At 52.0% G+C, this 22,469-nt stretch carries 19 protein-coding genes, 2 tRNA genes and 2 other RNA genes; 11 read left to right on the forward strand and 12 right to left on the reverse strand.

Translation table 11 applies throughout. The features are described from left to right. The first annotated feature begins 32 nt into the window (after positions 1-32). The 9 genes from modF to gpmA all read left to right on the forward strand — a co-directional run bounded on the left by modF (position 33) and on the right by gpmA (position 11,973). Positions 33-1,508, forward strand: coding sequence for a molybdate ABC transporter ATP-binding protein ModF (modF, locus tag A0G03_RS07225; protein WP_048259348.1), 1,476 nt, complete (start codon positions 33-35; stop codon positions 1,506-1,508). A 198-nt stretch (positions 1,509-1,706) separates the two neighbouring features. After that, positions 1,707-2,726 carry a UDP-glucose 4-epimerase GalE gene (galE, locus tag A0G03_RS07230; protein ID WP_048259347.1) on the forward strand — a complete coding sequence of 340 codons (1,020 nt, stop codon included), beginning with the start codon at positions 1,707-1,709 and terminating at the stop codon, positions 2,724-2,726. A 363-nt stretch (positions 2,727-3,089) separates the two neighbouring features. Further along, entirely contained in the window at positions 3,090-4,136 is a 1,047-nt protein-coding gene (gene galM, locus A0G03_RS21860; protein ID WP_048259346.1) for a galactose-1-epimerase, read from the forward strand. Between the two features lie 151 nt (positions 4,137-4,287). After that, positions 4,288-4,740 carry a hypothetical protein gene (locus A0G03_RS07235; protein ID WP_048259345.1) on the forward strand — a complete coding sequence of 151 codons (453 nt, stop codon included), beginning with the start codon at positions 4,288-4,290 and terminating at the stop codon, positions 4,738-4,740. A gap of 75 nt (positions 4,741-4,815) precedes the next feature. Further along, on the forward strand, positions 4,816-5,169 hold the full coding sequence (locus A0G03_RS07240) for a copper-binding protein (protein WP_048259344.1): 354 nt from the start codon (positions 4,816-4,818) through the stop codon (positions 5,167-5,169). A gap of 12 nt (positions 5,170-5,181) precedes the next feature. Further along, positions 5,182-6,441 carry a TolC family protein gene (locus A0G03_RS07245; RefSeq protein WP_048259343.1) on the forward strand — a complete coding sequence of 420 codons (1,260 nt, stop codon included), beginning with the start codon at positions 5,182-5,184 and terminating at the stop codon, positions 6,439-6,441. Next, positions 6,438-7,949 carry an efflux RND transporter periplasmic adaptor subunit gene (locus A0G03_RS07250; protein WP_048259342.1) on the forward strand — a complete coding sequence of 504 codons (1,512 nt, stop codon included), beginning with the start codon at positions 6,438-6,440 and terminating at the stop codon, positions 7,947-7,949. Before A0G03_RS07245 ends, A0G03_RS07250 begins: the two co-directional genes overlap by 4 nt. Continuing rightward, a complete protein-coding gene (locus A0G03_RS07255; RefSeq protein WP_048259341.1) occupies positions 7,946-11,083 on the forward strand; it encodes an efflux RND transporter permease subunit in 3,138 nt (1,045 codons plus the stop codon). Before A0G03_RS07250 ends, A0G03_RS07255 begins: the two co-directional genes overlap by 4 nt. Positions 11,084-11,220: 137 nt before the next feature. Next, positions 11,221-11,973, forward strand: coding sequence for a 2,3-diphosphoglycerate-dependent phosphoglycerate mutase (gpmA, locus tag A0G03_RS07260; RefSeq protein WP_048259340.1), 753 nt, complete (start codon positions 11,221-11,223; stop codon positions 11,971-11,973). A 73-nt stretch (positions 11,974-12,046) separates the two neighbouring features. Here gpmA and aroG read toward each other — a convergent pair whose 3' ends face one another. Next, a complete protein-coding gene (aroG, locus tag A0G03_RS07265) occupies positions 12,047-13,102 on the reverse strand; it encodes a 3-deoxy-7-phosphoheptulonate synthase AroG (RefSeq protein ID WP_048259456.1) in 1,056 nt (351 codons plus the stop codon). A gap of 294 nt (positions 13,103-13,396) precedes the next feature. Here aroG and zitB point away from each other — a divergent pair, with 294 nt between their 5' ends. Beyond that, complete coding sequence (gene zitB, locus A0G03_RS07270) at positions 13,397-14,344, forward strand: CDF family zinc transporter ZitB (RefSeq protein ID WP_048259339.1); 948 nt, start codon at positions 13,397-13,399, stop codon at positions 14,342-14,344. A 7-nt stretch (positions 14,345-14,351) separates the two neighbouring features. Here zitB and pnuC read toward each other — a convergent pair whose 3' ends face one another. Together pnuC and nadA are read right to left on the reverse strand one after the other, a co-directional pair. Next, the gene (gene pnuC, locus A0G03_RS07275; RefSeq protein ID WP_048259338.1) at positions 14,352-15,077 is read right to left on the reverse strand and encodes a nicotinamide riboside transporter PnuC; all 726 of its coding nucleotides are present in this window, start codon (positions 15,075-15,077) and stop codon (positions 14,352-14,354) included. A gap of 58 nt (positions 15,078-15,135) precedes the next feature. Next, positions 15,136-16,197, reverse strand: a complete 1,062-nt coding sequence (gene nadA, locus A0G03_RS07280) for a quinolinate synthase NadA (RefSeq protein WP_048259337.1) — start codon at positions 16,195-16,197, stop codon at positions 15,136-15,138. Positions 16,198-16,411: 214 nt separating this feature from the next. On the opposite strand from nadA, the gene A0G03_RS07285 reads away from it, so the two are divergent. Beyond that, positions 16,412-16,810 (forward strand): YjaA family stress response protein, encoded by a 399-nt coding sequence (locus tag A0G03_RS07285; RefSeq protein ID WP_048259336.1) that lies wholly within the window; start codon positions 16,412-16,414, stop codon positions 16,808-16,810. 13 nt (positions 16,811-16,823) lie between these two features. Here A0G03_RS07285 and A0G03_RS07290 read toward each other — a convergent pair whose 3' ends face one another. The 9 genes from A0G03_RS07290 to tolA all read right to left on the reverse strand — a co-directional run bounded on the left by A0G03_RS07290 (position 16,824) and on the right by tolA (position 22,443). Next, positions 16,824-17,540, reverse strand: coding sequence for a DUF554 domain-containing protein (locus tag A0G03_RS07290; RefSeq protein WP_048259335.1), 717 nt, complete (start codon positions 17,538-17,540; stop codon positions 16,824-16,826). Positions 17,541-17,775: 235 nt separating this feature from the next. Then, positions 17,776-17,883: non-coding RNA, RtT sRNA (locus A0G03_RS07295), on the reverse strand. A 53-nt stretch (positions 17,884-17,936) separates the two neighbouring features. Then, positions 17,937-18,065: non-coding RNA, RtT sRNA (locus tag A0G03_RS07300), on the reverse strand. A gap of 52 nt (positions 18,066-18,117) precedes the next feature. Further along, a tRNA-Lys gene (locus A0G03_RS07305) sits at positions 18,118-18,193 on the reverse strand. Positions 18,194-18,237: 44 nt separating this feature from the next. Further along, positions 18,238-18,313: transfer RNA gene (locus A0G03_RS07310), tRNA-Lys, on the reverse strand. A gap of 175 nt (positions 18,314-18,488) precedes the next feature. Next, positions 18,489-19,265, reverse strand: coding sequence for a cell division protein CpoB (cpoB, locus tag A0G03_RS07315; RefSeq protein WP_048259334.1), 777 nt, complete (start codon positions 19,263-19,265; stop codon positions 18,489-18,491). A 9-nt stretch (positions 19,266-19,274) separates the two neighbouring features. After that, complete coding sequence (gene pal / locus A0G03_RS07320) at positions 19,275-19,784, reverse strand: peptidoglycan-associated lipoprotein Pal (RefSeq protein WP_011092959.1); 510 nt, start codon at positions 19,782-19,784, stop codon at positions 19,275-19,277. A gap of 40 nt (positions 19,785-19,824) precedes the next feature. Then, positions 19,825-21,117 carry a Tol-Pal system beta propeller repeat protein TolB gene (gene tolB, locus A0G03_RS07325; RefSeq protein ID WP_048259333.1) on the reverse strand — a complete coding sequence of 431 codons (1,293 nt, stop codon included), beginning with the start codon at positions 21,115-21,117 and terminating at the stop codon, positions 19,825-19,827. 138 nt (positions 21,118-21,255) lie between these two features. Continuing rightward, a complete protein-coding gene (gene tolA, locus A0G03_RS07330) occupies positions 21,256-22,443 on the reverse strand; it encodes a cell envelope integrity protein TolA (protein WP_048259332.1) in 1,188 nt (395 codons plus the stop codon). Positions 22,444-22,469 lie beyond the last annotated feature (26 nt).

Below are 22,469 nucleotides of genomic sequence, written 5' to 3' on the forward strand. Positions count from 1 at the left end.
TAGCGCTACAGGCCACTGACGAAGGATAGAAGATGTCATTGTTGAAAATTACGCAAGGGTTGTTTCGTCTCAGCGATACCCGCATGCTGCGTTTGGACGAACTGACGCTTGAACAAAACCAGTGCTGGGCCTTTGTCGGGGCCAACGGAAGTGGTAAATCGGCACTGGCACGGTCGATCTCTGGCGAGCTACCGTTATTGAGCGGTGAACGAATAACCGGATTTCAACATCCTGTTCGTCTGTCGTTTGAACAATTACAAAAGCTGGTTTCCGACGAGTGGCAGCGCAATAACACCGATCTATTAAGTGAAGGTGAGGATGACACTGGCCGCACTACGGCAGAAGTGATCCAGGATAGCCTCAACGATCCCGCACGTTGTGAACAGCTGGCACGCCAATTTGGTATTGCGCATTTGCTGGATCGTCGCTTCAAGTACCTCTCGACGGGGGAAACTCGCAAGGCAATGCTTTGTCAGGCACTGATGCCTCAGCCCGATCTGCTGATCCTTGATGAACCTTTTGATGGGCTGGATATTGCCTCTCGCCAGCAGCTTGCTGACGAAATGCGGAAACTGGCAAACGCTGGCTACACACTGGTACTCATTCTGAACCGGTTTGATGATATCCCTGATTTCATCAACCATGTTGGTGTGCTGGCAGACTGTACGCTGACCCGCGTCGGTGAGCGTGAGGCGATCCTCTCTGAAGCACTGGTGGCTCAGCTCGCATTTAGCGAAAAGCTGTCGGGAAATTCACTGCCAGAACCCGAAGATCCACAACGGTATATGACACTACCCGCCGATGAAGCGCGTATTTTGCTACGCAACGGTGTAGTGCAGTACAACGATCGCCCTATTCTGCACAAGCTGACATGGGAAGTATTGCCCGGCCAGCATTGGCAGATCGTCGGACCAAATGGCGCAGGGAAATCGACGCTGCTCAGCCTGATTACCGGCGATCACCCGCAAGGCTATAGCAATGATCTCACCCTATTTGGCCGTAAGCGCGGCAGCGGTGAAACCATCTGGGATATCAAGCGCCACATCGGTTATGTCAGTAGCAGCTTCCATTTGGATTACCGTGTCAGCACCAGCGTGCGTAACGTCATCCTGTCTGGTTTCTTTGACTCTATCGGTATTTATCAAGCAGTTTCCGATCGTCAACGTCACCTGACCGAACAGTGGCTCACCTTGCTTGGTCTCAATGGCGCTATCGCTGATACCCCGTTTCAGTCGCTCTCCTGGGGTCAGCAGCGTCTGACGCTGATTGCCCGAGCGTTAGTCAAACACCCTGCCTTGCTCATTCTTGATGAACCTCTACAGGGGCTTGATCCGCTCAATCGCCAACTGATACGCCGCTGGCTGGATATTCTGATTGGCGAGGGCGAAACGCAGCTACTCTTTGTTTCCCATCACGCGGAAGACGCGCCTGAGTGCATCACGCATCGGCTCACTTTCGTCCCGCAAAATGGTATCTATGACTATCAAATTGATGAGCTATGGAGATAACGCCTAAAAACAGGGATGATAACGCTACCACAAAATAAAACATAGGGTAGAAAGCCAGGCTCAATTACACTGTAGCTTACGCTTCACTACATTTATTCGTAAAAAAATCATCAATAACAGAGGCGAATTCTCGCTGTAGATCACCTTTTTCAGCACCTAGCCATGTTATTTTGCAGCATTGCGATAATAGAGGTCATTATGAACGTTCTCGTCACAGGTGGTAGCGGTTACATAGGAAGTCATACTTGCGTACAATTGCTGGCTGCTGGGCACACTCCCGTCATTCTCGATAACTTGTGTAACAGCAAGGCTAGCGTCGTTAAAACCATTACGCGTTTAACGGATAAGACGCCTATTTTTTATCAGGGAGATATCCGCGACAGCGCACTGCTGGACGACATTTTCGCTAAGCACACCATTGACGCCGTCATCCACTTTGCAGGCTTAAAAGCCGTGGGTGAATCCGTGCGTGAGCCGCTGAGTTACTATGACAATAACGTCAACGGTACGCTCGTGCTGGTTGAAGCGATGAAGAAAGCCGGTGTGAAAAACCTGATTTTCAGCTCCTCCGCCACCGTTTATGGCGATCAACCACACACGCCTTATCAGGAAAGTTTCCCAACCGGACACCCAGCCAGCCCTTATGGCCGCAGCAAGCTGATGGTTGAGCAGATCCTACAAGATTTGCAACATGCGGAACCGGAATGGAGTATTACGCTGTTGCGTTATTTCAACCCAGTCGGTGCGCATCCATCAGGCGAGATGGGCGAAGATCCGCAAGGTGTTCCCAATAACCTGATGCCTTATATCGCTCAGGTTGCTGTTGGCCGGAGAGAGTCGCTGGCGATCTTCGGTAATGACTACCCTACCGTTGACGGCACTGGCGTACGCGATTACATCCACGTTGTCGATCTGGCTGACGGTCATATCGCCGCCATGAATACCCTACAAAATCGTGCTGGCGTACATATCTATAACCTGGGTGCAGGCGTGGGCTACAGTGTATTGCAGGTCGTTGAAGCCTTTAGTCAGGCCTGTGGTAGGCCGCTGGCTCACCATTTTGCCCCGCGCCGTCAAGGCGATCTGCCAGCTTATTGGGCGGATGCAGAACGTGCAGCGAAAGATCTTAATTGGCGAGTCACACGCTCATTACAAGAGATGGCGCAGGATACCTGGCGCTGGCAGTCCAACCACCCTAATGGGTACGAAGACGCATAACGACGTTTTTTCACGTCGAGTGACGGATTAAGGGAAGAGAAGCAGAGCGGATTCAGACCGTCGACAAACCCATTTGCGGAACGAGAACGATGATAATGGGATAGAAGAGTAAAGCGTCCGCGCCAGGGACAAAAACGTCAGGAACGTTTTTGAACGTCGCTTGCGACGACCCTGAAAGGGTGAATCTCAGGGATGAGATTCATATCTGCGCGGCTCGAGCTTACAGGGATGTACTTGCAGCGTCTTTACGATCTACCCATTATCACCGCTCGTCGTACTTTGTCAGCAAACTCATTTCTGCTGCCTCCCCCAGCATTACACGCATCGCCCCTCTATCTTGTCGGGCCTCTACAGGAGCAAGTCATGTTGAATGAAAGTCTTAGCACGCTGGCACCAGATGGTCAGCCGTTTCAATTAACGACCTTGCAGAATCAGGCAGGCATGCGCGTGCGTCTGATGGACTGGGGTGCAACCTGGCTTTCCTGTGAGCTCCCGCTGCCAGAGGGTGAAGTGCGAGAAGTCCTATTGGGTTGTGCATCGCCTGAACAGTATCCTCAGCAAAGCGCTTACCTCGGAGCATCGATTGGCCGCTATGCCAACCGCATAGCCAAAGCCACATTCAGCCGAGAAACAGAAACCTTTCATCTGGTACCAAACCAAAACGAGCACCAGTTGCACGGCGGCCCAAAAGGCTTTCATGCCCGCCGCTGGCGAATTGCGAGTCAGGATGCAACACAGGTGACTTATCAGCTGCACTCGCCGGATGGCGATCAAGGCTATCCAGGACACCTTAACGTGCAGGTCACTTACGCGCTGACCGAACATAATTCGTTAGAAATCTCGTATCAGGCTACCGTGGAGAAAGCCTGCCCCGTTTGCCTGACCAACCACGCGTATTTCAACCTTGATGGCGATTTGACTGATGTACGTAAGCACCAGTTGCAGCTATTTGCCGACTATTATTTGCCGGTCAATAGCGCGGGCATTCCTAACGCCGATCTGACACCGGTTAACGTTACCGGAATGGATTTCCGCCAGCCAAAAACGCTGGAGGAAGATTTCTTACGCGATAGCGATCAAATGGCCGTCGGCGGCTACGATCACGCCTATTTATTACATCGCACCTGCGGATCCAGCGAAAGTCCGGCTGCTAATTTGTGGTCATCCGATGGTCGCGTGCTGATGAGCGTTTTCACCAGTGCTCCTGCCTTACAGCTATACAGCGGCAACTTTCTGGCCGGAACACCTTCGCGAGACGGTGGTCAGTATGAAAACTATGCCGGTGTCGCGCTGGAAAGCGAATTCCTGCCGGACAGCCCGAATCATCCAGACTGGCCACAGCCCGACTGCTGGCTAAAACCGGGGAAAGTCTATCGCTCGGATACCACGTACCAGTTTCTCATCCAGTAACCGCACGATTAAATATAATTAACTCATTGATAACATTGGCAGATGAGTATCTGCCAATTTACAAAACTACTTTACAAAACTATGCCATTCCCCGCTTGCCCCCTTCCAGCTCAGGCGCTTACACTTCCATGACGTCCAAAAAGGAAATGCCATGTCTGCATCATCACGGTCTCCATTACTCATTCATCATCTGCGCCATAAAGGCAGGTGGGGATGGCTATTGGCACTGTGTTGGCTTTTCCTGAATGCACAACTGGCTATCGCAGGTCATCAATGCGACATGACGCTCAGTCAGGCATCCCCCACTATCCAGCATCAAGCACATCTGCAACAGGCTGACGTTCAGCCGCTATCCTCTCATGCTAACCATGCAGCGAAAGCGTCTTACGCAGCAGACCAGCAAACGCCGCTGTGTGAAAAGCACTGCGTGCCGGATAGTGTGAAGCAGGATAATGGATCGCTGGCATTGTTGGCGCTGCCAGTCAGTAATGAACTCGTTTTAGCGGATAACCCAATCACGCTTAATCAGGCATGTGATCTCTGGTTATCTCCTCCTGCGGTTGGCCCTCCCGCTGAGATCCGCTTCTGCCGATTCAGAGAATAACCCAAGCGATTGATAACACCTGCGCCATCGAGCGCAACACCTTGTTTATCAATTATTTTCATTGGGATTATTTTTATGCGTATCACTTACTCAGCCATTATCAGCAGCCTGATTTTTTTCGTCTCTTCCTTCATCTTCCCCGTGTGGGCAAACGACCACCAGCATCACGCGATGATGCATACCAATCCCCCTGCGGCCACTGCCGCCGTTTATCAAAGCAGTGGCACCATAAAGAAATGGGATACCAACAGCGTCACGCTCTCCCATGCTCCGATTGCCGACCTAAAATGGCCCGCTATGACAATGGCATTCACGTTGCCATCAAGTGGCGAAATAACACCACTCCCTGTCAACACGCCAGTCACATTCAGCTTTGTCCAGAATGACAGCGGCTACATCCTGACCGCGATTACGCCACAACAGCCTTAATCGGAGCACATCATGAACTTATCCAAACACGACGCCGCGCGCGCGTGTCTGGCGATGTTGCTGTGGCTACCTGCCGCCGTTTTTGCGGCAGATCTGAGTCTTGAACAGGCCTTACAGGCAGCGGAACGTTACTCCGCCGATCTGTCAGCTAATCAACACCAGATTAACGCGCTACAGAACATGGCCGACTCCGCCACACAGCTTCCCGACCCTAAACTGAAATTTGGCGTCGAAAACCTGCCATTGGGCGGCAACAATGGTAGCCGACTCACACGGGAAGGCATGACGATGCAACGTATCGGCGTCATGCAAACCTACGTCAGCAGCAGTAAACGTGATAGCAAGGCACAGGCCATTCGGGTAGAAGCCAATGTGCTGCAAAGTAATAGCGAAAGTATCCGTGCTCGCCTGCAACGAGAAACTGCTCAGGCATGGCTGGATCTCGCGCTCTCACGCAAAGCACTGAGCGAGGTCACGGCGCTGGTCAACGAAAGCCAGCGGCAGTTCGCCTCGCAAAAAGCGAGCGTGGCGGCCGGTAGTGAAGCGAGTAGCGTGCTGGATGCCCGCCTGACGTTGGCAACCATGCAGGACAAACAGGCTGATGCCGAGCGGGACACCCGCATTGCACATGCCCGACTGGTGCAGCTTACTGGCATTGCAGATATCAATGTAAACGGCGATCTTCCTCGCTTTGAACGGCTACCAGCTTCACCGGATGTGTTGAGCGGCACCATTCATCAGCATCCAGAAATGCAACAGGCACAGCGTGAAGCCGAGTTGGCTCAGGCGCGTTCCGCACAGTCAGCCGTTGCCGCCATCCCTAATGTCGATGTTGAAGTCTATTACGCGAAACGTGGGGATGATTACGATGACATGGCCGGCATGATGGTGACAGTCGATCTACCGCTGTTCAAATCCAAACGTCAGGATAAGGACTATGCCGCAGACGTATCGCGCAGTATGGAGGCGCGCGACAAAGTATTGCTCACCGAGCGAGAACATCAGGCGCAACTCGATACACTGATTGCTCAATATCAAGCAGCACAGTCACGTTGGCAGCGTCAGAGCAACGAGATTCTCCCGCTGCAACAGCAGCGCATCAAACTGATTCAGGCTCAGTATCAATCCGGCAGTAGTAATCTTTCCGCCGTACTGGATGCACGCCGGTCTCTGCTCGAAAGCCGAATTGCCGTTCAGGATACCGCTCGGGAGATGGCTCAATACTGGGCCGCTATCCGCTATCTAACGCCACAGGGAAGCCCTACGCGATGACCAAAACCGTAACGAAAAAATCACTGATGCTTAGCCTGATAGCGCTGGCTATTCTCAGTGCAGGTGGCGTGGGCTATCTGGTTGGCAAACAGCAAACACCGCACTCGCCTTCTACCGCCGAGCCAGAACGATCCGTTCTCTATTGGTACGATCCGATGGTGCCGGATAAGCGCTTCGACAAACCGGGAAAATCGCCCTTTATGGATATGGAACTGGTTCCCCGCTATGCCGATGGCGTGCAGGAAGACGGCGGAGTCACCGTCAGCGCCCGTCAGCAGCAAAACCTTGGCGTTCGCACAGCCCGTGCAGAAATGCGCGAACTTGACGACCGCACCACAGGTTATGGCACGGTCACACTCAACGAACGCGGATTACACACGCTGGTCGCACCTAGCGGCGGTATTGTCGAGAAACTCACGGTCAATGCACTGCAACAACAAGTGAAGAAAGGCGAGACGCTAGCCACGTTGTGGAACCCAACCTGGGCGGCAGCGCAGCGCGAATATCTAGCGGTACGGCAACTGGGCGACGAAGTGCTGACACAATCGGCTCGCCAGCGGCTGTCACTGCTATTCATGCCGGAAGCCATTATTCGGCAGGTAGAACGTAGCGGTAAACCGCAAGACAGGATCGCGATTATCGCGCCTGAAAGTGGCTATGTTAACAAACTGGAAGTGCGGCAAGGTATGCAGTTAAGTCCTGCCCAGCCGTTATTCGAGCTTGCCAGCTTGAACCCGATTTGGGTAGATGTCGATTACCCAGAGGCACAGGCAGCACAGCTAACGATCGGCAGCGATATCAGCGCTACCAGTAACGCTTGGCCGGGTAAAACCTTCCACGGCAAAATCAGCGAACTACTACCCGTGTTGGATAGCACGACGCGCACGTTAAAAGCGCGCGTTGTTCTGGACAACCCGCAGCAGCAGCTCAAACCCGGTATGTATCTGACTGTCCAACGCTCTCACACTCAGGCACAGCCGCGTCTGGCGATCCCACAGGAAGCCTTGTTGGTCAGCGGCAGCCAGAATAGGGTTTTACTGAGCGACGGTAGCGGCCATTTCACCCCGCGCCGCGTCACCGCGGGCGCATCGTTGGGCGACTGGGTGGAAATCATTGATGGGCTGAAAGAAGGCGACAGCGTAGTCACCTCTGGTCAGTTCCTGATTGACTCCGAAGCCAGTCTGCGCAGCGCACTGCCACAACTTGATGCTGAGACATCGATACCCCCAACAACATCGACAACGCACTCCGCCCCCGTTGGCTACCAAACTCAGGGAGTGATCAAAGCGATAAACGGCAATCAGGTCACCATTGAGCATGAAGCCGTTCCGGCACTCAACTGGTCGCCGATGACGATGGACTTAACGCTGCCATCGTCAGGGTTACCACAAGGTGTGGGGATCGGCAGCACCGTCAATTTCCAGTTCAACATGGACGATAGCGGAATTCACGTTCTGCATTTTTTACCCGCTGACGATCCGCATGCCGGACATGGAGGTCACCCATGATTGCCTACGTGATTCGCTGGTCGCTCAAAAACCGTCTGCTGGTTCTACTGGCGGCGCTGTTCATGGCGACGTGGGGCCTGCTTTCTCTGCAAAAAACGCCGCTGGATGCCCTGCCCGATTTGTCTGACGTACAGGTCATCATTCGCGTCAGCTATCCGGGTAAAGCGCCACAGGTCGTAGAAAATCAGGTGACCTACCCGCTGACGACCACCATGCTTTCTGTACCAGGTGCCAAAACGGTACGGGGCTTTTCCATGTTCGGTGACGCCTATGTCTATGTGCTGTTTGAAGATGGCACCGATCCCTACTGGGCGCGATCCCGCGTGCTGGAGTACCTCAGTCAGGTGCAGTCTAGTCTGCCTGCTGATGCGAAAACCTCACTCGGCCCGGATGCCACTGGCGTCGGTTGGATCTACGAATACGCTCTGGTTGATCGCAGCGGCAAATACAGTCTGGCCGATCTGCGCGGCTTTCAGGACTGGCTGTTGAAATATGAGCTAAAAACCGTTCCCGATGTAGCGGAAGTCGCCAGCGTTGGCGGTATGGTCAAACAGTATCAGATCGTCGTCGATCCAGAACGTATGCGGACGCAGGGCATCACCCACCAGCAGATCGTCAGTGCCGTTCAGGCGGCTAATCAGGAAAATGGCGGCTCTGTGCTGGAGTTAGGGGAAGCCGAGTACATGGTACGCACCACCGGCTACCTGAAAACGGCACAAGACTTTAATAACGTGGTGATTACCACCCGCAGCGGCATTCCTGTGCTATTGCAGGATGTGGCTACGCTCAGAGAAGGCCCGGAGATGCGGCGCGGCATCGCCGAACTGAATGGCGAAGGCGAAGTGGCTGGCGGCATCATCGTTATGCGCTATGGAAAAAATGCGCTGAATACGCTGCATGCCGTCAAAGCACGGTTACAGGAAATACAAAAAAGCCTGCCCGCAGGCGTGGAAATCGTCCCAACCTACGATCGCTCGCAGCTGATTGAACACGCCATCGACACGCTTAGCTTCAAACTGCTGGAGGAGTTTGTCGTCGTCGCCGCTATCTGCGCCCTGTTCCTGTTTCACTTCCGCTCGGCGCTGGTGGCGATCATCAGTCTGCCGCTGGGGATTCTGGGGGCGTTTATCATCATGCGTTATCAGGGGGTGAACGCTAACATCATGTCGCTGGGCGGTATCGCGATTGCCATCGGTGCGATGGTGGATGCCGCCATCGTGATGATAGAGAACATGCATAAAGTCATTGAACAGTGGCGGCATGAAAACCCTGGGAAACAGCCGCAGAATAACGAGTGGTGGCAGTTGGCTGAACGGGCAGCGGTGGAAGTTGGCCCCGCGCTATTTTGCAGTCTGCTGATCATTACGCTGTCGTTTGTCCCCGTGTTCTCACTGGAGGCACAGGAAGGCCGTATGTTTTCACCACTGGCCTTTACCAAAACCTACGCCATGGCCGTCGCCGCCGGATTAGGGATTACGCTGGTGCCGGTGTTAATGGGGTATTTCGTACGCGGAAAGATACCGGACGAGCAGGCGAATCCGATTAACCATTGGCTGATCGCGCTCTATCATCCCGTGCTGCAAAAAGTGCTGAGTTACCCGAAAACCACACTGCTGGTTTCCGGCCTGCTACTGCTACTGACGCTATTTCCGCTCAGCCGTTTGGGAAGCGAATTTATGCCGCCGCTGGATGAGGGCGACCTGCTGTATATGCCCTCGACTCTACCCGGTATCTCCGCACGGGAAGCAGGCCGATTGCTGCAACAAACAGACCGATTGATTAAAACGCTGCCCGAAGTCGAGTCGGTCTTCGGCAAAGCAGGCCGAGCCGACACGGCAACCGACCCTGCGCCGCTGACCATGCTGGAAAGCACGATTAGGCTGAAGCCACGCGACCAGTGGCGTGAAGGCATGACCATGGACAAGCTGGTTGCCGAATTGGATCGTACCGTCAACCTGCCGGGCATCGCCAACGTATGGGTGCCGCCGATTCGCAACCGTCTGGACATGCTGGCAACCGGTATCAAAAGTCCGGTGGGCATTAAGGTTAACGGCAACAATCTCGAGGATATCGAACGTACCGCCGCGCAAATCGAACAGGTAGTAAAACAGGTTCCGGGCGTGACGTCTGCGCTGGCAGAACGACTGGCGGGCGGACGCTATATCGATATTGATATCGATCGCCAGCGTGCCGCACGCTACGGCGTGTCCGTCGAGGAACTTCAGTCGGTGGTCGCTACGCTTATCGGTGGGCAAAACATCGGCGAAACCATTGAAGGTCGCCAGCGTTATCCCATCAACATCCGCTATCCGCGTGAATTACGCGATTCACTGCAAAAATTGCGCGACCTGCCCATCGTGACAGCCAATGGCAGCAGAGTCACGCTGGCAGAACTGGCCGATGTTCGTGTCAGCGAAGGGCCGCCCATGCTGAAAAGCGAAAACAGTCGGCTGTCAGACTGGATTTATGTCGACCTGCGCGGCCGCGACCTGAAATCCGCCGTTGAAGATATGCAGCAGGCCGTTGCCCAACAGGTCACGCTGCCAGAAGGCGTGTCGTTGAGCTGGTCCGGTCAGTTTGAGTATCTGGAGCGCGCCACGGAGAAAATGAAAATCGTCGTGCCCTTTACGCTGCTGATCATTTTTGTGCTGCTCTATATCACCTTCAACCGCATCAAAGATGCACTGCTGATTATGACAACCTTACCTTTCGCGCTGATTGGCGGCGTCTGGCTGCTTTATATCCTCGGCTATAATCTTTCTGTAGCCGGTGCGGTGGGCTTTATTGCACTGGCGGGGGTATCGGCGGAATTTGGCGTCATCATGCTGCTGTACCTCAACCATGCGGTAGAAAAGCACCGTGTGGCAGGTCAGGCGCTTTCGCGCCAACAGCTAATGGATGCGATCCACGAAGGGGCGGTTCTGCGCGTGCGGCCGAAAATGATGACCGTGGCAACGATTATGGCAGGGCTGCTTCCCATCATGTGGGGAGGCGGTAGCGGCTCCGAAATCATGCAGCGAATCGCCGCACCGATGATAGGCGGGATGGTTAGTGCCCCACTGCTGTCGATGCTGGTGATTCCAGCGGTTTATCTGTTATTGCACAAGGGAGATTCCGGTTTGCTGAAACGGTAAAGCCAGAGCGTGATTTTACGCAAATAACCTGCGGATAAATCACGCTTGCCATCGACTATCGATTGCCGATAACCGTTCTCCACCCCTATAATGAAATCAGTTATCACAGAAATCTTAGGATAGGAAGGAGTTTAGCTATGGCTGTAACTAAGCTAGTACTGGTAAGACACGGTGAGAGCCAGTGGAACAACGAAAACCGCTTCACAGGCTGGTACGATGTTGATCTGTCCGAAAAGGGCCGTTCAGAAGCCAAAGCCGCAGGTCAGTTGCTGAAAGACGAAGGTTTTGCCTTTGATTTCGCGTATACCTCCGTGCTGAAACGTGCCATTCACACACTGTGGAACGTACTGGACGAGCTGGATCAAGCCTGGTTGCCAGTTGAGAAATCCTGGAAACTGAATGAGCGCCACTACGGTGCACTGCAGGGTCTGAACAAAGCCGAAACCGCTGAGAAATACGGTGACGAGCAAGTTAAACAATGGCGTCGTGGTTTCGCAATCACGCCTCCAGAGTTGACACGTGATGACGAACGTTTCCCGGGCCATGACCCACGTTACGCTGCTCTGAGCGACAAAGAGCTGCCACTGACCGAAAGCCTGGCGCTGACCATCGAACGTGTTGTGCCTTACTGGACCGAAACCATCCTGCCACGTATCAAGAGCGGTGAGCGCGTTATCGTCGCAGCTCACGGTAACTCACTGCGTGCACTGGTGAAATATCTGGACAACATGGGCGAAGACGAGATTCTGGAACTGAATATCCCGACTGGCGTGCCGTTGGTATATGAGTTCGACGAGAACTTCAAGCCAATCAAACGTTACTACCTGGGCAACGCGGACGAAATCGCCGCAAAAGCTGCCGCAGTAGCGAATCAGGGTAAAGCGAAGTAATTTACCGTTGAAATGAAAAAACCCGGCCTGCGCCGGGTTTTTTATTGTCCGCTATCTGTCACGCTATTCGATATTACTTATTGCGGCGCTCGCGTACGGCAGATGCTAACTGGCGCAGCAGGGATTCTGTATCTTCCCAGCCAATGCAAGCATCGGTAACGCTACGGCCATAAACCAGCGGCTCACCACTTTCCAGATTCTGGTTGCCTTCAACCAGATGGCTTTCCACCATCACGCCCATGATCGCTTTTTCGCCCTGTACGATCTGTCCGCAGACATCAGTACAGACTTCCATCTGCTTTTTGAACTGCTTGCTGCTGTTCGCATGGCTGAAATCGATCATGACCTGCGGTGTCAGGCCCGCTTTTTCCAGACCAATTTTCACGTCTTTAACGTGCTCAGCGCTATAGTTCGGCGTTTTACCACCGCGCAGAATGATGTGGCAATCGTTGTTACCGCTGGTATTCACGATAGCCGAATGCCCCCATTTGGTGACAGACAGGAAGCAGTGCGGCGCACTGGCGGCGTTGATTGCATCAATTGCTACTTTGATCGTGCCATCAGTGCCATTTTTAAAGCCAACAGGACATGACAGGCCAGATGCCAACTCACGGTGTACCTGAGATTCTGTAGTACGTGCGCCAATAGCGCCCCAGCTCATCAGATCCGCCAGGTATTGCGGGGTAATCATATCGAGGAATTCACCCGCAGCGGGTAAACCGATATCGTTAATTTCCAGCAGCAACTGGCGCGCAATGCGCAGGCCATCATTGATCTGGAAACTATTATCCATATGCGGATCGTTGATTAGCCCTTTCCAGCCAATCGTGGTGCGTGGTTTTTCAAAATAAACCCGCATGACCACTTCCAGATCGTCACTCAACTCGTTACGCAGCGTCAGCAGACGCGCGGCATATTCTTTCGCCGCTTTCGTGTCGTGGATCGAGCAAGGACCAATCACCACCAGCAGGCGGTCATCATTGCCGTTAAGAATTTTATGGATAGCAGTACGCGCGAACGATACCGTTTCCGCGGCCTTCTCCGTGGCTGGAAACTTTTCTAGCAAAGCAACCGGCGGCAAAAGTTCATTAATTTCTTTAATTCTTAAATCATCATTTTGGTAATTCATAAATAAATCCATCGGTTCCGAAACGGTATGTTAGCCCCATCCAATACGCGCCATCCCGCCAGTGCAGGTAGCTTGAGAAACGGGATGTTTCATATTGAAGATTGATTATTATATGTCAAGCTGCTGTTATCAGGACGCTGAAATCAGTGGGATTTGCGCGATCAAATGCTCTCAGATACCGCATCCGTCCTATTTTCACCAAAAAATAGCCTAACCGACAGGTCGGTGAACACAGGGTAGGTTTTCTCTGTGGGTTTCAGTAAAGTGGAATGAAAACGTAACTCAGGGTGATTTATGGCACATAACCACAGCCACACAGAATCAGGCAACAGTAAACGTCTGCTAGCCGCGTTTATCATTACCGCCACGTTTATGGTGGCAGAGGTTATTGGTGGCCTGCTGTCCGGCTCTCTGGCGCTGCTCGCGGATGCAGGCCATATGCTGACCGATGCCGCTGCGCTGTTCGTCGCGCTTGTCGCCGTGCGTTTCGCACAGCGTAAACCGAATGCGCGCCATACCTTTGGTTATCTGCGGCTCACTACCCTTGCCGCCTTTGTGAACGCGCTAACGCTGATACTGATTACTGCCTTTATCTTCTGGGAAGCGATTGAACGCTTCTATGATCCTCAGCCCGTTGCTGGCATCCCCATGCTGCTTGTCGCCATTGCAGGACTACTGGCAAACATCGTGGCGTTTTGGCTGTTACATCACGGTAGCGAAGAGAAAAATATTAACGTCCGCGCAGCAGCCCTACATGTGCTGGGCGATCTGTTAGGCTCCGTAGGCGCGATTGCTGCCGCCGTCATCATCCTTTATACCAACTGGACGCCTATCGACCCGATTCTCTCTATTTTGGTGTCGTGTCTGGTGCTGCGTAGCGCCTGGGCGCTATTGAAAGAGAGTATTCACGAACTGTTGGAAGGCACGCCGAGCCAGCTCAGCGTTGAGGCGCTACAGAAAGATCTGACGCTGAATATTCCCGAGGTCAGGAACATCCACCATGTTCATTTATGGCAGGTTGGCGAAAAACCGATGATGACGCTGCACGCACAGGTGGTACCGCCTCACGATCACGATGCGCTGCTAAGGCGTATTCAGGAATACTTACTGAAGCATTACCAGATTGAACACGCGACAATTCAGATGGAATATCAACGCTGTGATGATGACCACTGCTCTTTTCATCAGGAAAACCATCATTCGGCTATTCATGATGGTGAAGGCCATCACCACAAGCATTAAGTTTGGATTACACGCCGTTTGAAACCACGCTGACGCGATTTTCCTTCGCGCTCTGAATCCACAGCCAAGAGCCGTTCAGGGCAATCAGCGTCAGAATCGCGTATTCTACCGCCATCGCATACACGCCCTGATAAGCAAAAATCACCACGCTTATCACATCAATCACCACCCACAGCAGCCAGTTCTCGACGTATTTGCGCGTCATCAGGATCATCGCCACAATCGACAACACCATCATGGTGGAATCCCAGAATGGGAACGCATCCGGCTGAAGGTTCGGCATTTGTACCGCCAATCCAAGCCCCTGCATGCCAGAAACGGCAATACGCGTTAGCACAGCAAACACCGCATCGATGTAGAACGTCATCAAACCAATCGCGACTACGCAGGCGACCGACCAGCCAATGAGCTTCTGCACCGGTAGCCAGCGAATGCGTAATTCCACTTCTTGCGCATCCGTCTTGCGCGTCCAGGCGTACCAGCCATAAATATTGGCGGCAAAGAAGAAGATTTGCAGCAATAGGCTGGCGTAAAGTTGAATCTGGAAAAAGATCACAGCAAACAGCGTGACGTTAATTAGCCCAAACAGATAGTTGATGGTTTTTTCCTGGCTCGCAAACCAGATACACAGCAACCCAAATAGCGTGCCAATCGCCTCAATCCAGGAAAGGTCGTATCCCCCGTCCCCCAAAGGGATATGAATTAAAATATTACTGGTACTAAAAAAATCCATCTCACCACCCTGTCTCAATTATTGTAAGAAACGTCTATCAAGCTACCCCGGAGCGCCGTCAGGCATTCCCTTTCACGCGCAATTTTAGCGAAGCCGCAAAATCCAGCATGCGATTCAACGGGATTAGCGCGCCTTCTCGCAAAGCGGCATCAACATGTATCTCATGTGCATCGCCACCTTGCTCCAAGCCGTTAGCAATCGCCTCCAGCCCATTCATCGCCATCCATGGACAGTGAGCACAGCTGCGACAGGTTGCCCCTTCACCCGCTGTCGGCGCTTCCAGTAATGTTTTCTCTGGGCAGGCCTGTTGCATCTTGTAGAAAATGCCGCGATCGGTCGCCACAATCAGTTCACGCTGTGGCAGCGTTTTCGCCGCCTGAATCAGCTGGCTGGTTGACCCAACCGCATCAGCCATCTCTACCACGCTCTGTGGCGACTCCGGATGCACCAAAATTGCCGCATCGGGGTACAAAATCTTCATGCGCTGCAGCGCCTGCGTTTTAAACTCGTCATGCACAATGCATGCGCCTTGCCAGCACAGTACATCTGCCTGCGTCTGTTTTTGTACATAGCTTCCCAGATGGCGGTCAGGCGCCCAGATAATTTTTTCTCCCAGGCTATCCAGATGTTCGATCAACTCCACCGCGATACTGGATGTAACCACCCAATCTGCACGCGCCTTTACCGCCGCGGAGGTATTGGCATACACCACCACCGTTCGGTCTGGATGCGCATCGCAAAAACGGCTGAACTCATCGACGGGACAACCGAGATCGAGCGAGCATTCTGCTTCCAGCGTGGGCATCAGAATCGTCTTTTCTGGGTTGAGTATCTTGGCGGTTTCCCCCATAAAGCGTACACCTGCCACCAACAGCGTCGATGCTGAATGGGTGCTACCAAACCGCGCCATTTCCAGCGAGTCCGCTACGCAACCACCGGTTTCTTCAGCCAGCGCCTGAATTTCAGGATCAGTATAGTAGTGCGCGACCATGACAGCGTTTCTTTCCCGCAGCAGCGTCTTTATCCTGCTACGATAATGCTGTTTTGCATCAGCCGATAAGGGTCTAGGCTTCGGCGGAAAGGGATAAATGGTCTCATTGCTATCAAAAAGAATACTCATTACGGATTTCCACGATGACAAGTCGGGTTGTAACACCTGATACTGATTTATTATCAGTCCGGAGTTTTTTATCCTAAACAAAATACCGAAAACCCCGCCTAAAGTCGCGGTGTTTTTTCCATAAAACCCACTATTTTGTTTACTATGCTTAAAATAATAATATGAAGTGCGTGGATGGTGTTATCGGCAGAAGAGAGACAAGGAGAGAAATGGCATGGCCAGCCTCTATATCAGACTATATCGCGATACCCTGACGGTCAGAAACGTGGACACGAAAAAAGAGGTGACTGAGCAATCAGAAGTGCCTTTTACAACCACACGCTTACTGCTCGGGCAGATGATTCCTGCAATGAAGCTATTGGATCGACTCACACGTAAGGTGGCAGCCAAACGACTAATTGATCTGTTCTGCTCACACAACGTCATCATCCATCCCATGGAGATGAATGAAGGCGGCCATAGCCAAGTAGAGTTTGCCAGCTATATAGAACTAGCCAAAAGTATCAGCCCGCAAGGAAAGCATATTTATGTGTGTAGCAAAAATGTGCCGCTTACCGACCAGGAAGTTATACAAATTTTTAGCGGCGACATGCCATCGATCGTCAGCCGCTAATCAGACGGGCGCTTTAGGCGAAGAAGCGATGCCAGTACAGAGAGATAGGAATAACCAGAACTAAAGCAGGCAGGAAGTTAACTACCGCAAATGATTTGATCTGCGCAATCCTCAGCCCTACCGCAATCATGATAATCCCGCCACAGGCAGAAAAATCGCCCATGGTGACCTCTGTCATAAAGGGCATAATCAATTTGGCGGAGAAGAACAACAGCGTCTGGACAATCATCTGCGGTATCGCAATCGACATCACAGCAAGGCCAAGCGTGATAGAGAAAATCAGCGCGGTAAAAATATCCAAAGCAGATTTAATAATCAGCAGTTGATAGTCACCGGTTAATCCTTCCGTCAACGCCCCCACTACACCTGTACCGCTGGCACAAAACAGAACGATTAAGGCGGTAAAATTCTGAGTATAAACATCCTGCGGTAAGCGATGCTCCTGTGCGGGCAGAACGCGGTTTAATCCTTTCTGAATCATCGTACCCGCACGCTGGACGCCGGATTCCATGCGTAGCAGTTCGCCTAACGCAACACCAATCACGATAGCAAGTGCCACTGCGGGTAGTTGCTGGACTTTAACAACCAGCGTGATACCCATTGCAATCGACACCATCGCAAACGCGGGAGGCAGACCATCCTGCAACCGCTGAGGGATAAAGCGACGTAAAGCAATGCCCAAACCACTACCAATCAAGATAGCGGCACCATTAATCAACGGACCAATCATATATCTTCCTAAACAGGGCTATACGCACTTCCCTGTGGCAATGACTCCATCCCTGCTCGATAGGATTAGAAAACAGTTCCTGACGGGTTATATAGTCCATAGAGAGGGGTAAAGACCTAATATACTCCAAAGGCTTAACGAGCAGGAATGATAATGGGTTTTATCTCATCGGCACGATACGTGCGATAGTCATCTTAAAGTGAATTTATTCGAGGAAGGAATTCTACGGCTGAAATGATAGGTAGTGCAGGATGCATCCGGGGTCAACGCTGGCGCGTTGCTGTCTCGCTTCGCTCGGCTCAAACCTGAGCACAGATTTTCAACTACAGACACGACACGTGCAATATGTAATTTAAAATGAATTTATTCAACGAAGGAGCTTTACTGCTGAAGTGGTGGTGGGTCGTGCAGGATTACTCAGCCTTCGGCTTCGCCCCTTCGGGGTCAACGCTGACGCGTTGCTGTCTCGCTTCGCTCGGCTCGAACCTACGATCAATTGATTAAAAGTCACGGTGTTCGTTATGCGAATAACAAGATAAGCGAAGATTACATAGTGTGGAATTTTATTGCTAGAAAGTGGTGGGTCGTGCAGGATTCGAACCTGCGACCAATTGATTAAAAGTCAACTGCTCTACCGACTGAGCTAACGACCCGCAATGCGGAACTACTTGATACTAAATGACACTACGTTTGAAATTGGTGGGTCGTGCAGGATTCGAACCTGCGACCAATTGATTAAAAGTCAACTGCTCTACCGACTGAGCTAACGACCCAATTTCATGCTGCTTCAGCGCTTTGCTGTTTGCCTTGGCAACGGCGGCACATATTACTGATTTAAATTTTCAGCGCAACCTATTTTCTTAAAAAACTGTTTGATTGCTTACTCTTAAGACGTTTAGGCACAAAAACCGCTCATGGTGCGCAATTTTTGTGCCAATTAATACGGTATTACGATCCCGCTAAACGCTTTTGCGCCTGCTTTGCACTTTCCGTATTGGGGTACATTTTTACAACTTGCTGGTAAACGGCTTTGGCTTTATCAGCCTGACCTTTTTCCTGCATGATCACCCCAACCTTCAGCAAGGCTTCGGAACTTTTCGGTGACTTGGGATAATTTTTAACAACGTTGGCGAAATAGTACGCCGCATCGTCCTTTTTCCCTTTGTTGTAATTCAACTGACCAAGCCAATAGTTAGCATTAGGTTGATAGGTTGAATCAGGGTACTTCTTGACGAATGCCTGAAACGCACTAATAGCCTGATCGTACTGTTTCTTCTCCAGCACGAGCGCGGCTGCGGCATTGTAATCGCTATTTGCATCACCCGTACTGGCCGGTGCGGCCGTGTTGGCTGCACCGGTATCAGTACCCACCGCAGCGGCAGGTGTGCTGCCTGTCGTCGGTGTAGAAGATGATTGCGAACTTAATCCATCAATCTGCTGATAGATCTGTTTTTGCCGTTCAACAACCTGATTCAACTGATACTGACTTTCCTGAATCTGCCCACGGAGACTGTCAATGTCACGCTGATTATCAGAGAGCTGCTGTTGAAGTTGGGTTAAAAGCTGACTGTGAGCGTTAGAAATACGCTCCAATTGAGTGACACGGTCTTCGACCGAGCCTGAGCCGACATTACTGATTGGCGCTTGGGCAGTAGCGGCCCAAGGGACCGCTACGCCAACCAGTAACGACAGACCCAACAGGTGATGTCTGAAGTTACTGCTCATGCGATTCTCTTAATATACCAGAACGGCACGACGGTTTTTGGCATATGCCGCTTCGTCATGACCGAGAACAGCTGGTTTCTCTTTACCGTAAGAAACGATAGAGATCTGATCGGAAGAAACGCCTTTGCCCTGCAGGTACATTTGTACCGCGTTGGCACGACGTTCACCCAGAGCGATGTTGTATTCTGGCGTGCCGCGTTCGTCCGCGTGACCTTCGATAGTCACTTTGTAAGACGGGTTGCTACGCAGGAATGCAGCGTGTGCGTCCAGCATCTGAGCGAATTCAGAGCTCACATCATACTTGTCCAGACCGAAGTAAACGATGTTGTTGCGCTGTAATTCTTGCATCTGCAAACGAGCTTGCTCAGAAGAAGACGCGTTGCCGCCGTCCATCATGCCGTTGTTGCCAGCACCCATGGAAGATTGGTCATTGTCTGCGTTCTTGTTGGAGCTACAAGCGGCCACTGCCAGTACCGGCAGAGCCAACATCAGGCCTTTCAGCACTTTATTGAATTGCATTTCTTATGTCCTTTGACGAGTTTATTGTACATATCTGTACTTATAGATACGGCGACCAGGCAGGGAATTTAACCTGTCCATCAGTAGCCGGAAGACGCGCTTTGAAACGTCCATCTGTCGAAACCAACTGTAGCACTGAACCCAGCCCTTGTTTGGAGCTGTAGATCACCATCGTGCCATTCGGTGCGATACTTGGCGTTTCGTCCAGGAACGTGTCCGTTAATACTTGTACGGCACCCGTTACCAGATCCAGTTTGGAAATATGCTGAGCCCCACCATTAGAACTCACCGTTACCAAAAATTTCCCGTCGGCGCTCACATCTGAGTCTTGGTTCTGAGAACCTTCCCAGGTCACACGTTGTGCAGCACCGCCGTTAGCATTAATTTTGTAAACTTGAGGACGGCCAGCTTGGTCTGAAGTATAGGCCAAGGTCTGGCTGTCTGGAAACCAGGTTGGTTCCGTGTTATTGCTGCGGCCATCAGTCACCTGACTGATCTGACCCGATCCCAGATTCATCACATACAGATTCAGGCTACCACTCTTAGACAGAGCAAATGCCAGTTTGCTGCCATCAGGAGAGAAAGCAGGTGCGCCGTTGTGACGTGGGAAAGACGCAACTTGGCGGATCGCACCATTTGCCAGCGTTTGGATAACCAGCGCTGAACGGCCACTTTCAAATGTTACATAGGCGAGTTTGCTGCCGTCTGCGGACCAAGCCGGGGACATCAGCGGCTGTGGTGAACGGTGAACAACAAACTGGTTGTAACCGTCATAGTCCGCAACGCGCAGTTCATAAGGGAACTGACCACCGTTGGTTTGTACGACGTAAGCGATACGAGTACGGAACGCACCTTTAATACCGCTCAGTTTTTCAAATACTTCATCACTGGCCGTGTGCGCAGCATAGCGCAACCACTGTTTGGTGACTTTGAACTGGTTCTGAGCCAATACGCTACCTGGGTTACCTGACGTATCAACGAGTTGGTAAGAAACCAGATAACTACCATCGGCACTCGGTTGAACCTGACCAACCACAACAGCATCAATACCCAACGCAGTCCATGCAGCAGGCGTCACTTCAGATGCTGTTGCAGGTTGTTGAGGCATACGGTTTGCGTCGATCGGGTTGAATTTACCGCTGTTACGCAAATCAGCACCCACGATGCCGCCTACGTCTTCAGGCGCAGCGCCCGGCCCGGCCCATTTAAACGGAACCACACCAATAGGGCGTGCAGAGTCTACCCCTTGGGTAATCTCTATACGTACTTCCGCGTGCAGCACCGCTGCCCACAGCATTAAAAAGCCTACCGCAACTTTCAGTACTTGCTTCATCTCATCTCCCTTATCCAGACGCGAAGTCTACGATAAATTAGCAGAATTTTAACAAAAACAAACCAATGTCAACAAAACAACATAACCTGGTTCATTTACCATCGTAATAATCTTAAATCTATTGGGTAAACAGCCCGGTTACTGCGGTTTAAAGTCTATTGGCGCATTTTTGAAAGCCTCATAAACATCCGTACTTGGCGGCTTCGGTATTTTGGCCTGTTTGGCAGCCGCAATAGCTGCCTGGCATAACGCCGGATCGCCACCTTCAGCCGTGACATCAATCAGCAGACCATCTGGCGCCAGCTTAATCCGTAATGTACAGGTACGCCCTTTGTAGAGCTGCCAGTCATAAAACTTGCTCTGAATGGCTGAGCGAACCTGACCACCATAACTATCAAGCGCTGCACCTGATGCACCGCTCTTCTTATTGTTACCTGTACCCGCAGGTGCACCACCGCCGGATTTCGGCGCATTTTTCGATGACGCCAAACCGCCCAGCAAATCATCGACGGCGTTTTCCTGCTTAGCGGCCTCTGCTGCCGCTTTCTTTTTATCATCAGCGGCTTTCTTAGCCGCTGCGGCTGCTTCAGCTTTCTTCGTGGCTTCAGCGTCAGATTTCTGTTTAGCTGCCTCAGCAGCTGCTTTTTGCTTAGCCTGCTCGGCCTCTTTTGCTGCCTCTGCGGCAGCCTTTGCAGCTTCTGCTTTGGCGGTTTCTGCTGCCTTCTGCTTGGCGGCTTCAGCGGCTTTTTCTTTAGCCTCTTCTTCCGCCTGCTTCTTAGCCGCAGCGGCCGAAGCAGCTTGTTTCTTCGCTTCGTCTTCTGCTTTCTTTCTAGCGTCTGCTGCCGCTTTTGCCTGCTGTTCAGCTTCAGCCTTCGCTTTTGCTGCAGCCGCTTCGGCTTGCTTCTGCTGTTCTTTTGCCTGCTGAGCAGCAGCTTCAGATTGCTTACGCTGTTCAGCCTGTTCCTGAGCCTGCTTTTTCGCCTCTTCCTGCGCTTGCAGACGCTCTTTTTCCAGCTCTTTTAGCCGCTGCTGTTCAGCGGCCTGCTTCTGCTGAAGCTCTTCGGCCTGCCGTTCAGCCTGCTTTTGACGCTGCTGTTCAGAACGTTTCGCATCAGTCTGCTGCTGCTGCTGGCGGTTATACTGTTCCACCACTGCGCTCGGATCGACCATCACTGCATCAATTGACGAGCCTCCGCCGCCCCCGCTGGCATCCATCGTTTGCGTCGACGAACTCCAGAGCAGCAAAGCAATCAGTATGATGTGCAAAACAGCCGAGATAATAACGGCGCGTTTCAGCTTATCGTTTTGTTCGTTTGCCTTTAACACAAGCGATTCCCAAAAACAGTGTTGCC

Origin of the sequence: Pectobacterium peruviense (genome assembly GCF_002847345.1) — a bacterium.
GTDB classification, from domain to species: domain Bacteria; phylum Pseudomonadota; class Gammaproteobacteria; order Enterobacterales; family Enterobacteriaceae; genus Pectobacterium; species Pectobacterium peruviense.